This is a genomic window from Acidisarcina sp. (assembly GCA_035539175.1).
Lineage (GTDB): Bacteria > Acidobacteriota > Terriglobia > Terriglobales > Acidobacteriaceae > JANXZS01.
In genome coordinates this window covers 82,258-96,845 of record DATLIY010000012.1, presented here as the reverse complement: position 1 = coordinate 96,845, position 14,588 = coordinate 82,258, and the positions used below count along the sequence as shown (strand labels likewise).

Below are 14,588 nucleotides of genomic sequence, written 5' to 3'. Positions count from 1 at the left end.
ACCAAGAGACGTCGCTCCATCATGGAACGTCACCGTCCCCGTCGGCGTCCCCGTACCCGAAGCTGGAGCGACCGCCGCCGTAAATGATACCGACTGGCCAGCGCTCAAGCTCGTCGAACTGGAAGACAGCGTCGTAGTCGTTGCGACAGGAGCGCTCGATTGAATCGTAATGGTCCCGCCCGATCCTGTTGCGGAGATGGAGCTGCCTGTCGGATCTGTCGCGACCGAACCTGTCAACGAAACAGGTGCGGTTCCAGCAGGTGCCGCGGACGCAATTTGAAAAGTGATCGTTGCAATCTGACCGCTTGGGATAGACGTGTTATCAATGCCGTAGAGGATGCAATTGCTACTACCGCTGTTGCTGAAGCAGGTCACGCTCTTTCCCGCAGCGCTCGCGGTCGGACTCACATTCGCGGTCACCCCCGTGATGTCCGCCGTTGGATAACCTATCGTCCATTGCAGACCCGCCGGAATGGCGCCGCCGGAGTCTGTCAGGGATACGTTCAGCGTTACGCTTCCGCCAGGATTCGCTGTTCCGGAACTCAGTGCAAGTGCTGTCTGCTGGGCCACCGCCACATGAGAGCAAAAGATAAAACCGATAATCAGAACCACAAGACTTGAATACCAGTAACTCAAAGCTCTTTTATAGTTCATCGAAAGACGTACCACCTTTCCTTCGTGACGAGTGCCAATGACTCTGATCAATGCTCAGGTCGAAGTGCTCAGCAAATCGGCGCCTCCAGTTCAGGTTCAACAACAAGGACTGCACAATAAGGCTTGCACGCAAGCCAGTATTTCGCCCTACCTCGTAAGTGCTATGTAGCAAGTGCAGGTAAGAACTACAGGGATCGTAAGAACTACACCGGAATTTTCCGGCCCGGATTTCTGCGCGTAGCACAGGGATTTCCGCGGAAGTCTAAAGAATTCAGTGAATGCGCGCATCGACCCGCGCCTACAGGAGCTTGCAGCCTGAATGACTTCTCTGATTTTGCTTTGACCCCTGCACGTGAAGTTCCTAATGCAGCGACGAAGGGTTACCAACGATCTGCGATGGATTCCTGAAAGGGATTCGCGATCATATCCGATGAGTCTCTTCTCTACGCGATCCGCGCGAAGCCATCATCGTGCACAGACGAAAACAGTATCTTTGCCAAAACCCCATAAACCGTTGTTAGGATGAACTTCATAAACAATTGTTAGGATCGATGAGTGTCTCGATGTCGGCTTCCACTTCTAAAGATGATTCCCTATAGCTGAAAGTGAAGCTTGTGCGTGTTGCCTCGCAGCTCAAGGGCAGCGTTGTTCCCCGGGAAGGTCGATTGCTGCGCCGACGCAAAGCAACAAATTCAGAATCCTTTTTTTGCCGCGCATCTCGCGACCGGACCCGCGAAAGGTATTCTTGAGGTGGAGGGTAAATGGCTCGTTATCTGATTACAGGAATTGCCGGATTCATTGGCTCTACGTTGGCACGCGCTCTGGTCAGCCAGGGACATGAGGTACGTGGAATCGACAATCTCTCGACGGGAAAGCTCGAGAACCTCGCCGACATCCGGCAAGCAATTTCCTTTGAGGAAATGGATTTGCAGGACATGGCAGGCTTGCGGACAGCATGTGAGGGAGTAGATTTTATATCGCATCAAGCGGCCATGGCGTCCGTGCCGCGCTCGGTCAAAGACCCTCTTCTGACGCACAATTCCAATATCAACGGAACTTTGAATCTTCTGCTCGCAGCGCGCGATGCCGGAGTCCGCCGCATAGTCTATGCCGCCTCGTCCTCGGCCTACGGAGACCAGCCAACGCAGCCCAAGCAGGAACTCATGTTGCCGATGCCGCTATCTCCCTACGCCGTCCAAAAGTTGACGGGAGAGTATTACATGCAAGCATTCTGGCGGGTTTATGGACTGGAAACCGTGTGCCTCCGTTACTTCAACATCTTTGGTCCACGCCAGGCCGCAGACTCGCCCTATTCCGGCGTCATCGCCCAGTTCACCTACAAAATGATGGCTGGCGAAACTCCCACCATCTTCGGCACGGGGGAACAGAGCCGCGACTTCACGTTTGTGAGCAACGCGGTGAATGCAAACCTGCTGGCCCTTGCTGCCCCTCGCGAAGTCGCCACCGGACGCGTCTTCAACATCGGTACCGGCAGAAGCCATACCCTCAACGAGGTCTACGCTGCTATCGCGGAGCTTCTAAGCTTCCGGCGGCAGCCAATCTATGGCCCTCCCCGGGAGGGTGACGTCCAGCACTCCCTAGCCAGCATCGAGCGCGCCAGCACCGAGCTCGGCTATCGCCCCGCTGCCGACTTTTACGAGGGCTTGAGACAGACCGTGGCGTGGTATCTGGATGAACAGGCGGCAGGAGCGGAAGGCAGAAAAATCTGACCCAGGCCCTTAAGGGAAATAAAGGATCCGAACCCGGCGCAAGTGTCTCCCCAATATGGCGCCGGGTATTATATTTCCGAACACCGTCACTGATCTCCAGAAATCTTTCCGTCGTAGGAATTTTTCAGGTCCGCCTGAACTCCTTCCATAATGTGTGCAATGAGTACGCATAGGTTACCTATATGTGAGTAAGTAACTAGCACATTTTTATCCTGTCTTGTTCCTTCGAAAGAAATTTCCATCATCCTCTCATCATCCGCTTATCCTTTGTATTCAATGTCTTACGCGACATACTCTAGGTATGCAAAATTAGTATCTAACACTTGCATTTTTTCGTTTGACACTTTGGGGGGATGGCGCTAAAGTCGCGTTGCTTCAGGGATCGGTCAGACGTTTCAGACCTTGGAATGAACCAAAAAAGGTAACGCATCCGATCATTACGCCTGAGGGATTTGAAATGAACTGGGCCCTGTTCACACTATTTTTCGCTGACGCCGATAGGCAACAGCCTTCCTGTTTTCTTCCATTGGTTGTCCGGGCTTCCTGCAAAAACATACATGCAGTGAGCCAGGCGTGGAGTTATAGAGCTCGTGCCAGATTAGAAACAATCAGCACCCTCCGGCTCCAAACGCGTGACGGTTCTTTTTCTATTCCCCTTGAGGTGTATCGATGACGCGCCAGGTTCAAATTCTCGCTATCAGCGACGACACTAATGTCTGCAATTTGATTCTCAATGCTTTGGAATCCGAAGGTTACGAGGCCATGTGCGTGCCCTCGTCCCAGGAGGCGCTCCAGCTCTTGCGTAAAGGGTTGGTAGCGGATTACCTGTTTTTTGACGCATCCAGGAACAGATCGAAGGATGGCCTGTTTGTTCCCGCACTCATGCAAACCATCGGCAGCGATCGGCTCTGCATCCTCTCGGAAATGGGAGACATCTCGTGGAAAAGCCATGCGGCCAGATGGAATATCCATACGATCCTGAGAAAGCCATTGCTGCGACAGGATCTGGAGCGATTCACCTCTCAGCCCAAGATCGATGCCTCTCTTGCGGCTAGCTCTATCGCTGACAAAACACAGAGTTATCACCTGGAAGAGCTGGACAACAACCGTTTCTTCCTGGCTGCGTCTCCGGTAATGCTGCAGATCTACAAAGACATCCGAATCCTCGCTCCAGTCGATATTCCCGTCCTTATACTAGGCGAAAGTGGCGTAGGTAAAGAAGTCGTGGCGATGCTGTTGCACAAATACCACTCCCGTTCAGAGAAGAAGTTTCTCAACGTAAACTGTGCGGCTCTTCCCACCGAACTTCTAGAGAGCGAACTCTTCGGCTATGAGGCCGGTGCTTTCACGGGAGCCGTAAAGTCCAAGCCGGGCAAATTCGAACTCGCAAACAAGGGCACTCTGCTGCTGGATGAAATTGGCGAGATGAGCCCACAGATGCAGGCCAAGCTGCTTCATGTTCTCCAGGACGGATCCTTTGCCCGCCTGGGAGCGCGCACCACGACGCAGGTCGATGTTCGCGTTCTGGCCGCCACCAACATCAACATGCAGGAGGCGATTGAAGAGAAGCGCTTCCGCGAAGATCTCTATTACCGCCTCAATGCTTTCACCATCTCCATACCTCCTCTCCGCGAACGCCGTCAGGAGATTCCTCTTTTTATGGAGCAGTTGATGCAGCGAGGAACAGTCGAGCTCGGACAGCAGCCATTCGCTTTCTCAGGACAGGTAATTGAGGCAGCTATGGAGTACCACTGGCCAGGCAATCTTCGCGAACTGCGGAACTTCGTCACTCGCATGATTATCCTGCAGGATCAGGAGGGTGCCTATAATGACCTGCGGGCCAAGACGCGGTCAGCATCTGCCGTGTCCGCGCCAATCCCCATCTCAGAACCCGCGATGGAGATGAAGCCCCCTGTTTTAGCGGGTATGAAAGGCGTAGTGAACGGCGTCAAAAATCAGACCGAAATTCGCATGATCCAGGATGCGTTATCCGCCTCGGGATGGAATCGCAGACGGGCGGCGACAAACCTGAACATCAGTTATCGCGCGCTGCTCTATAAGATCCAGCAGCACGGCCTGACAGCATAAGCATTTGCCTGCTTCCAGGGAGGACGGTGGATTTGGATGCACCGCCGTCCTTCGTATCCTCCAACCATGTGCCCCTCCGCCTATCTACACACGGTCTATGGGACGATCACCGTCGCCTCATTCGTCGGATCACTCTCCATTCCGCTCAAATCGACGCTCTTCACAATATAGCTATAGGCAACGCCACTTTCGATTGTGCTGTCCACGTAGGTGGTCTGCAGATTCGGCGCCTGATTCAACAACTGGAAAGAATCGCCATAGGACGATCGATAGATGTTGTAGCCGGCCAACTGCGCCAGCGAGCCCTTCGGCGCATTCCAGCGCAGATCGACCACATGTTGCGAGGAGCCGCTCGTGCCGTTTCCGCTGAATGCGACGACAATAGTACTGCTGCTCAGCGAATTGCTGCTGATGGTCAGTTGACCGGTAGCTGTCCCCATAGTGGTTGGCGTGAACTGGGCCCACAGTGTTGTCGCCTGGCCGGGATCCAGCATCAATGGGAAGCTGGCCCCTGAAAGCGTAAATCCCGCACCAGCTGGTATTGCCGAAGAAATGGTCACTGGAGATGTGCCTGTCGAGGTCAGCGTAATCGACTGCGTCGATACAGAATTTAGCGGCACGCTGCCGAAGTCCAGGTTAGATGCACTCACAGATAACTGCGGGTTTAAAGCCGCCACTCCTGTACCACTCAAAGCGACGACAACAGTGCTTCCGCTCGACGAATTGCTCTGGATCAACAGTTGACCCGCCGCTGCTCCCCCTGCGGTTGGGTTAAATTGGATCTGCAGCGTCACCGCCAGATTTGGATCCAGCGTAACCGGAAGGCTGAGGCCTGACGTGGTAAAGCCCGTGCCGGCAAGCGTTGCGCTGCTGATCGTAACTGGTGCCGTGCCTGTCGAGGTCAACGTCACCGCCTGCGTCGATACGGAGTTCACAATCACACTGCCGAAGTTCAAGCTCGATGCACTTAGAGACAACTGTGGGCTCGTCTGCGGACTTGGCGACACTGCTGTGCCTGTGCCGCTCAGAGCTACCGTAGCCATACCGCCGGTGGAGGAATTGCTGCCGACGATCAACTGACCGCTCGCTGTTCCTGCTACGGTTGGCTGGAACTGAACCTGCAGCGTCACTGGCTCGCTCGGATTCAGCGTCATCGGAAAGGTCGTACCTGTAACTGTAAAACCTGTGCCTGTCACAGATACCCCGCTAATCGTAACTGGTGCCGTGCCCGTCGAGGTCAGCGTCACCGCCTGCGTCGATACGGAGTTCACAATCACGCTGCCGAAGTTCAAGCTCGATGCACTTATTGCCAATTGCGGCACGGCATCCGAAGTGCCCGCACCGGCGATCGGGATCTCTGCGATCGGCTTAGCTGACGTGTCCTTGAGCGTAAGCTGACCGGAATATCGCATTGACTTATCCGGTCTGAAGCCAATCTTGAACGTATGAGAACCAAATGCGGGAATACTGATTGGAGTTGCTGCAGGGCTAGATACGGAGAAAGGTTGACCGCCAGCACTCACATCGGCGATCACAACAGTCTCGGCACTTACATTCGTGACATCCAGTTGGCTCGTCACGGCCCGTCCAACAGGGACATTCCCAAAGGTGAGTGAACCTGGCGAAACTCGAATTGCGTTGGAGGGCAATCCGTTGAGTTGAAAGCCGCAACCACACATTGCTGCGATCAGGTTGCAGGCAAGCGTCACCGTCATAATGGTGCGCATCTTTGCTTGCGAAGTGCATTCGCCGATACTTTTTCTAGAGATGAAAAGGCGACAAGCCCGGGAAAAAACAATGGAGGCATAGGACACTGACATCACCTCTTCAAGAACCTGCAGACGCGCCTGGTTTTGAGCAGATTCAAGGGAGGACACGAGATACTGAGCCGCTCGCCGATGCAATAGCTTCGGCTGACGCGCCCGTGGTCGATGCAAATCCCGAAGTGAAATCTACTCGCACTCCAGCAGAACACTTCCCATCTGCGCCAGAGATGCACACCCTCATTCCGTCTTCCTACAGACTGCCATCCCCCATTAGGGTTCACAATCACACGATTTGGTCAGGGGATTGTTGAACGGTTGGTCTATTTCGCTATCCGGAGCTTTGCATTTCCATGCAGAAATTGGCAGACAAGGCACATCGCAGTCAGGATTCGGTGAGAAGTAGAAAGAAGTAGAAATCAGATGTGAGGTTCAATCGCGGCGGAGAGATTCAGGCAGAAGATTAAGAACCGCATCGAATTCAGAAAGTCCCTCTGAATCCGGTGAGTCTTACATCATATGCTGGAGGAATCGATAGCATCCTGCCGCTGTTGAATACGGACAGCAGCAGGATGCGATAAGAGAGTTCGTGCGAAGCGGCCAACAAAATACTCAAAGGAAGAGATGCTGGTGACGCGCAGCTAAGCATGCTGCTTCCTCAACTCACCTCTTACTCCTCCTCAAGGCAGTACCTCTACCACACTCAAGTTATACTGGTCAGTGGTGGGTGCAGTGTCATTAATCGTCACGGTCGTGCCGCTTAAAGGTGTCGGCGCGTTTTCCATCTGCACCCAGTAAGTGTCCCCGGTCGTCGTCAGATCCTGATGAACCAGAGTCTGCCCCGAGCCTACGGTACGAGCAATTGCATTGTCATAATCGTTGCCCACGCCAAAAACCCACGACCCATTCCGCGTGGTCACCACCGACGCCGTTGGCGCACCGGAACTTGCGCTCTTGCTTGCCGTCGCTCCGATTGCGCCTGAGCCATATGTTCCTGATGTGTCCACACCCGAAAAACTCATCACGGTGATGGAAGACAAGACGCTCTGCGATACTGTCGCCGTTACGGTTACATTTGTTAGAACAGTTGGCGAAAAGGCGCGCCAGATCTCCGCTGTACCGCTCTGTGCGTTGGTCCTGACAACCAGGGCCCACGTCAGTCCGCCGCCAGTCACTTTTGTCACTGTGGTATTGCTGCCGGAGATGTAGTCTGTGCTGATAAACGCCAGGAGCAGTTCATTGCCGGATGTTGTAGAGAAGGCAGATGTCGCAATGGAGGTGCTCGCTGTCTTCGAGTCTGCAGAAACCTTCGCATCCATCACAAGCGTATTCGTCGTTGCTGCCTGCGCAGCAAAGTTTAGACTGATAATGTTAGCGCCGTTCACCGACACCGTTTGCGATGGAGGAGTGAACGTGTACCCCGTCTTGCTGGGCGTTACCGTGTAACTCCCATTGGCCAGCCCTGCAAAGCTGTAGTTCCCCAGGCTATCTGCGATCGTGGTCGCACTCGACGCACCACTCAGCGTAAGAAGAGTTCCGCTTCCCGAAGTGGATGGAGTAACAGACCCCGAGATGCTCCACGTAGATGTTGCAGCTACCGTCAGTGTTACAGCAATCACTGCTGGAGAACCCTGCGCGCCCGTTGCAGTCACCGTGATGTGCCCGGTGTAGGTTCCCGCCGCCAGACCCGCAAGCGAAGCAGTTACCTGGAGCGTTTGAGGCGCTGTTCCCGATACGGGTGAGACCGTTAGCCATCCGCTATCGCTCGCCGCCGTGAAGGTCAGCGTTCCGCCACCTCCATTGGTAACGTTCAGTGCGGCGGCCGCTGGATTGCTTCCTCCTGCCACCCCGCTAAATGAGAGTGATGTTGGCGTCACCGCAAGTACAGGAGTGTTGAGAGCAAACGCTCCCACGATGCCGCCGCCGCTGGGACTGGACCAGGATCCTGCATAAACTTTTCCGCCAGCTACGATCGGAGCCGCAAACGTGTTGGAAGCTCCATATTGAGTGCCGTTATGCCATACTTCGTTTCCAGTCAACTGGCTATATGCGTGGATGATGCCCGTGTTGCCCTCCCCCGCAAACACAAGGCCATTCGCCAGCGTCGGCGTCGAGTTGGGAGCACCGCTGCCCCCAAGAGCCTTACTCCACGCAACCTGCAATGTGCAACTCGATGTAACCTGAAGCGCAACGACACCCGCAGCGACTCCAATAACTCCTGACCCCGCTGTCGTAACAAAGATCATGTTGCTGGTCGGTGAGTAAGCAGGTACGCCTCCCACTCCACCGGAACCAAGAGAATCGTTCGCAGTATTAAGCGTCAACGTCTGCAGCGGTTGGCCGCTCACCATCAGATCCGCGGTCCGGAACAAAAATAGCCTGCCATCCTTATTCCCTGCCGTCACCATCGTCGGGCATCCAGGTGGTTGGAAAAATGTCGGCGTCGATGCGAAGTCAAGATCGCATGGAGCACCGGAGCACGCGTAAGTTGATGGCTGTACCGGTTGATAGGTACCTAGCAGGTTGAGACTCGAATCGAGTGCAATCATGCTATCGGAATACGGCGTGTATCCTTCGGTCCCGCTCGAGGTGATGACAGAGTCATTTGCAGACGCGGCATAAATGTTGCCTGTTGCCAGGTCGGCCGATACTCCTCCATAGCCCCAGATACCGCCGCCTCCGTTCGGTGGCGGAATACTGGGAACGACTACAAAATCACCTGTCACCGTCGGAGTAGATGAAATATCTACTTTGTAGACCTGCCCACGCCAAGGCGCAACGTCGCCTCCATTGCTTCCGCTTGCGATATAGATACTATTGCCGACTCGATTCAGCCCGCCCCACACCTTGTTCGTATCCGGATTCACAATAAGCGCCAGCGCTGGATAGACATCCGTACCATCGAAGAGCGATATCACCCGGAAATAACCATCTGTTGAAACGGTATAGATGCGGCCTGCAACCCGGTCAATGAAGGGCGGAGCCTCGATGCCAAAGCCATCCGGCAAACCCCACGTGTTCGGAGTAGGCGCACCGAAATTACGCTTCCATAACACGGCTCCATTCAGTGCATCCAGCGCGTAAAGTGAATTCCCTCCCGTGCCCACAATCAATATGTCCCGTGTTTGGCCAGCTATGGAAATTCCATGTACATACAACGGTTGAGCTGTTACCGAAGCATCGACGGCTGTTGACCATGCCATTTGCAGGCTTCCGACATTCGAAGCGTTGATCGTAGTTTCATCCACTGCATTGCCACTACGGCTGGCATCGTGATCTACCGTAAGCCAATCCGTAGCGACTCCTATATCCAAGGTAACCGTAAGAACTGCAGGCGACCCCTGCACTCCCGCGGACGTGATGGTGATATGTCCCGTGTAGCTGCCGATCGCCAGTCCATTGATAGTGGCGGAGACCTGCAATTGCTGTGGCGCAGATCCAATCGCTGGAGTTGCATTCAACCACGCGCTATCGCTGCTGGCCGTATAGGTGAACGAACCGCCTCCTGTATTCGTAATGTTGACCGTGGATGTCGGAGGATTGCCGCCACCCTGCACCGCTGCAAAGAAGAGGCCCGTGGGGCTGACCGAAAGCACCGGAAGATTTGCAGTAAAGTTCACTCCGGTCACGGTAGTTCCCGCTACCGTGACAGACTGGGTGGCCGGAGTGAAACTAACTCCACTTTTAGTCGGCGTGACTGTGTAAGTCCCATCCGGAAGTCCAACAAAACTGTAGTTCCCGGAACTGTCGCTTGTCGCTGTAGCCGTGACAGGACCACTCAGAGTAACAGTCGCGCCGCTCCCCCCCGACACGGGACTGATTGTTCCCGAAATCCCTCCCTGGGTAGCATTGCTTGGCCGAAAGGTTGCCATCAATGCGAGCCAGTATCCACTCGTCTGCGTAAAGGTTGCCGCTATGCTGCCAGCCGCCGGCTGCAGCTCATACTCGCTCATATCTCCATTCACCAGGGAAATACTGGTGAACCCTGTGCCTGCAGAAGCCGTATTCAGCAGAAAGGTGTAGCCATAGATAAGTTCTCCGTTGGCGGTAGTAGTAGCTGCACCGCTGGATACGCTTGCACTGTTACCTGTGGCAGATGCAGACTTATCCACCGGGTTGGTAGCGGAAACGCCCGACCACTCCGAGACATGTATCTCCAGTGCCGCTGCAGTGGACGGTATCAGGGTCACCGTGTTCGCGCCCCCTTTACAACTTGGGACATACCAGAGGTAAGTCGTCACATTCTGGTTGGGATCGGATACTGGGCTCATTGCGGGGATGTAGGTGTTTCCCAATGTATCGGAAATGGAAACCGGACCTGCCGGACGCGCAACATCGCCGGACACAATCAGGAAATCTCCCGCAGTATTATTGGCGGGAAAAGTAGTGGATATGCTCGCTGCGGTTGCCTCATTCCCATTCACATTCTTCTGAATGAAGCGAATATTGCTCGTCACAATTGCCTGTGCCGCAAAGTTGATCCCAGAGATATTAGCTCCGTTCACCGTTATCGATTGTGAGGCCGGACTAAATGTAAACCCGGTCTTGCTCGGCGTAATCGAATAAGTTCCGTTCACCACGCCTGCAAAACTATAGCTCCCTGTGCTATCCGCAATCGTTGTCTGGCTGGATCCAGTGGAGCCCGTGGGTGCTAAAGTCAAGGTAGTGCCGCTTCCCGCAGTCGAAGTACTAATGGCTCCCGATATCGTATAAGTAGCAATAGCGCTTCCGGTAAAGCTAACCCCGCTAACATTCGCGCCCGCTACACTGATAGTCTGGTTCACGGGGCTAAAGGCGTACCCAGTTTTAACCGGCGTAATCGTATAGCTTCCGTTCAATACTCCAGTAAACGTAAAGTTCCCACTGCTATCTGCAATTACCGTCTGGTTCGATCCTCCTTCACCATTCACGACGAGCGATACAGAGGCTCCACTCCCAGCCGCAGACGGGCTGATATTCCCGGATACGGAGTAGGTGGGTGAAGCAGTGGCAGTAAAGTTCGCTCCCGTAACGTTCGAGCCAGCAAGGCTGATCGACAGGCTTGCCGGGGTAAATGTGTACCCTGTCTTTACCGGGGTTACGGTATAAGTACCACCAGTTAAATTTGCAAAGGTATAGTTCCCAGATCCATCCGCAGTGACTACAGCGGTCCCGCTTCCACCGAGGAACATCTGGGTTCCGCTGCCGGAGGACGCAGGGCTGATCGTTCCCGAGATACTTAGCGTCTGCGTAGTGGAAGCGAGGACCTCGCAGATACTGAGGTTGTACCGGTCGCCTGTAGGTGCCGTGTCATTAATCGTCGCGCTGGTCCCGCTTAGCGGAACGGCAAGATTCAACCTCTGCATCCAATAGGTATCCCCTGTTGGAGTCAGATACTGATGGAAGACGGTCTGTCCAGATCCAGGCGTACGCGCAATCGCGTTATCGTAATCGTTGCCGACACCCACCACGACAGAATTAGCCTGTGTCGTCACGAGCGTAGCAGTGGGAGCGCCCGAGCTTGCGCTGGCACTCTTAACGGCTCCAATCGCCCCAGACCCGTTCGTCCCTGAAGTGTTGACCCCCGTGAAGCTCATGACCGACAACGAAGCAATAACACTCTGTGACAGATTCGCTGTCACGCTCATATTGCTCACCGGAGAGGGAGCAAATGCACGCCAGATCTCGGAGGATCCCAGTTGCGCATTTGTCCGCACAACCAGAACCCATGTAAGTCCTCCGCCTGTAACACTGGTTACCGTGGTATTGGCGCCAGATAGATAGTCTGTGGCGACAAACGCCAGAAGTAGTTCATTGGATGCTGACGTAGAAAATATAGGAGTAGAAACCGTACTGGATGGAGAGGAGGTATCACCAGATATTTGAACATCCGTCGCAACCGGGGTCTTCGGCACAGTTACGGTAACGCCAGCGGAGGGTGTCTCAAGGTTGCCGCTGTCATCTACAGCGCGGCTTAAAAGATTGATAGAACCTGAAACCAGAGGAGTCCAGTTATAACTCCAACTTCCTCTCCCGATAGTGGGGTGCCAGCTCTGCCCGCCGTCCGTGGATATCTCCACACCACCGACGACACCTCCGCCAGTGTCTGTAGCCGTTCCCGTAATCGTCACCTGTACACCGAGCTTTTCAGTGGCACCCGAAAGCGGGGAGGTGATCGTCGAAGTCGGAGCAACTGTATCGGTAGACTTAGTTGCCAGTGCCAGGCCAGCTTGCAGTGTCGCCGGCTGGACGCCCATATCCGCAAACAGGTTTAGCGTTGCCTGTTGCATCCTCGGATCTGCTGCCGTATTGGGCGAGAAGAAAGGGTTGTCATGATTTGCATCCAGTCCCCATGCCCAATCCACCGTACCCGCGCCAAATACGAGCGCGCCGCTCGGTGCCCGATACAGTGTCATGTGGTGGGTGGCGGAGCCTGCGCCATAGGTGCCGCCGTAATCCAGCAGCAAATCCGTGGTCATGCTATAAGTAGCAGTTGATAGATCAAATAGTCCTGCGGGACGCGTTCCATTATCTAAGTCCTCATCCCACTCGTAACCCAACGAGCCTTGTGGCAACGTCGCCGTCTGACCTGAAGAGAGGCTGGCAATACTTGTGTTTCTCCAAAAGCGCATCTTACCGTCGGCGGCCGGAACCAGGATAGACAGGTTCCCAGGGTTATCCGTCCCAGGACCGTTGACAGCGAAGATAGTGCCAGACAAAGCATTTTCCGGACGGCCACCATCTGCAGGCGGACTAAATCTCGGATCACGCCAGGTACCGGTCCAGGTTGGTGGATCCGCGGGATCGAGGACCGCATTCGCCAGCGTCTCTTTGTAACAGGTTAGAGTGCGGTAGGCAGTGCTTGTACCATCGATACTGTTTTCCCAGCGAGTCTTCCAAAAAATCTCATTCCCGCTGAAGAAAGCCAGATTCACGCCGGCATTTCGCGCTGCCTCCACATTGGCGCGTTGTGGGCCAGACCAGTACTCGTCATGGCCAGAGTCAAGATAGATCTTGTGATTCAATATCAGCGAACCATTGCGTGCCGCATCCATGCCCGTGAAGTAGGTGACATCGTATCCATTTGCTTCCAGCCACCGAATCATGGGATACTCCGCGCCAAATACGAACGTAGAGGCTTCGCTGGAAAAGCCTCGTGTAATAAAGGGGCGGTTATAACTCACCTTGTAGGCACGATTCGTAAGATCCCATGTATCCGCGCCACCATATAGCGAGTGGCCTCCATAGGCGTTATAGGCTTGCCATGTCTCGTCATTGGTCTGGAATAGCATGTCGGAGTGGCTTAGATCGTTGCGTACGATGAAGAAGACCTGGTTCACGCCACCCGTGTCCGTCCTGGTCAGCAATGCAAAATAGATTCCAGACGTAGCATTCGCAGGAACCTGCCAACTAGCCGAAACAGCCCACGTTCCGCAGTCGTAGAGATTCGTGTTTGCATCCGAGCGGCACGGTGGCTGCGATTGCGGAAGCGGAACTGAAGGACTGATGCTTGCTATCTTGCGTGCACCATTTCCCGCGTAGTAGCCAAGGCGATAGATATCAATCTTGTAAGCCGCCGCAGTTGTATTGATTTTGAAAAAGACGGTGGATCCCTGCGCAACACTCATGTCCGTGGCAAATCCCTGGATGGTCGAATCTCCCGCGCCGCTAATGGCCCAATTGCTCGGTGGATTTCCGGGCTTTGAATTCTCACACACGATGTCGTTCGCCATGGCTGGGCTGCATCCAAAGGTTTGCGCCTTGGCAATGTGCGCCGCACCGATGAGAAAGAGTAGAAGAGTCAACCAGCCCACCACTCCCTTGCCGGCCTTTGCGCTTGCTCGCGATGCAGTTATTCCAAAGGCGTTTTTTTTACCGTCAGCTAATGAAGCATTGCTTTTCCAGGCAGCCATGATCGCCTCCCAAAGATTCTTTTCGCTCCAGGCCCATAGCCCAATCCGAGAGATCCTTGCGCGTACCAATAAGTAACGAGCCGTGCGTGAAGTGACGGCCACGCACGTGGTGCCTGCCCCTTTGGTTCAACTGCGGCGAATCATGGCCTATTGTTGGAGGTTCAGAGATGGCAGAGAGAGAGTACTCGCGGTATCCCGTCTATAGTGGAGATCCCACTACATTCGTTTCGCCGCGAACGATCTCAGGCAATCGTTTCATTGCAGCGACGGAGAGGGTCCCGTTCCAGGTGAGCGTAGATCCGATTCCATGGAGGTCAGTTCAGTCCCCGGAATCTGCAGCAGTTTCTTCCGCCATAATTTCCCCGGAAGTTGATACTGGGGCGGGCGGGCTCGCATGAACTGGCGGTGTTCTTTGGCGAACCCGATATTGAGCTTCGTGTTGAACTTCTATGCCAAGAACT

Annotated in this window: 5 protein-coding genes; 2 read left to right on the top strand and 3 right to left on the bottom strand. The window is 54.4% G+C overall.

The window, feature by feature from the left end; translation table 11 throughout:
* A partial coding sequence (locus VM554_15500; protein HVJ09782.1) for a cohesin domain-containing protein occupies positions 1-654 on the bottom strand: 654 nt, incomplete at its 3' end.
* Positions 655-1,415: 761 nt separating this feature from the next.
* Between VM554_15500 and VM554_15495 the strand changes: the two genes are divergently transcribed.
* Together VM554_15495 and VM554_15490 are read left to right on the top strand one after the other, a co-directional pair.
* Positions 1,416-2,384: an SDR family oxidoreductase gene (locus tag VM554_15495; protein HVJ09781.1), complete on the top strand. Its 969-nt coding sequence runs from the start codon at positions 1,416-1,418 to the stop codon at positions 2,382-2,384.
* A gap of 669 nt (positions 2,385-3,053) precedes the next feature.
* A complete protein-coding gene (locus tag VM554_15490; GenBank protein HVJ09780.1) occupies positions 3,054-4,472 on the top strand; it encodes a sigma-54 dependent transcriptional regulator in 1,419 nt (472 codons plus the stop codon).
* Positions 4,473-4,567: 95 nt separating this feature from the next.
* Here the strand turns inward: VM554_15490 and VM554_15485 are convergent, their stop codons facing one another.
* Both VM554_15485 and VM554_15480 read right to left on the bottom strand, forming a co-directional pair.
* Positions 4,568-6,199 carry a choice-of-anchor D domain-containing protein gene (locus VM554_15485; protein HVJ09779.1) on the bottom strand — a complete coding sequence of 544 codons (1,632 nt, stop codon included), beginning with the start codon at positions 6,197-6,199 and terminating at the stop codon, positions 4,568-4,570.
* 716 nt (positions 6,200-6,915) lie between these two features.
* Complete coding sequence (locus VM554_15480) at positions 6,916-14,127, bottom strand: N,N-dimethylformamidase beta subunit family domain-containing protein (GenBank protein ID HVJ09778.1); 7,212 nt, start codon at positions 14,125-14,127, stop codon at positions 6,916-6,918.
* Positions 14,128-14,588 lie beyond the last annotated feature (461 nt).

Coding starts and splice junctions, on each gene's coding strand:
- VM554_15495 (HVJ09781.1), top strand. CDS start 1,416: ATGGCTCGTTATCTGATTACAGGAATTGCCGGATTCATTGGCTCTACG.
- VM554_15490 (HVJ09780.1), top strand. CDS start 3,054: ATGACGCGCCAGGTTCAAATTCTCGCTATCAGCGACGACACTAATGTC.
- VM554_15485 (HVJ09779.1), bottom strand. CDS start 6,199: ATGCGCACCATTATGACGGTGACGCTTGCCTGCAACCTGATCGCAGCA.
- VM554_15480 (HVJ09778.1), bottom strand. CDS start 14,127: ATGGCTGCCTGGAAAAGCAATGCTTCATTAGCTGACGGTAAAAAAAAC.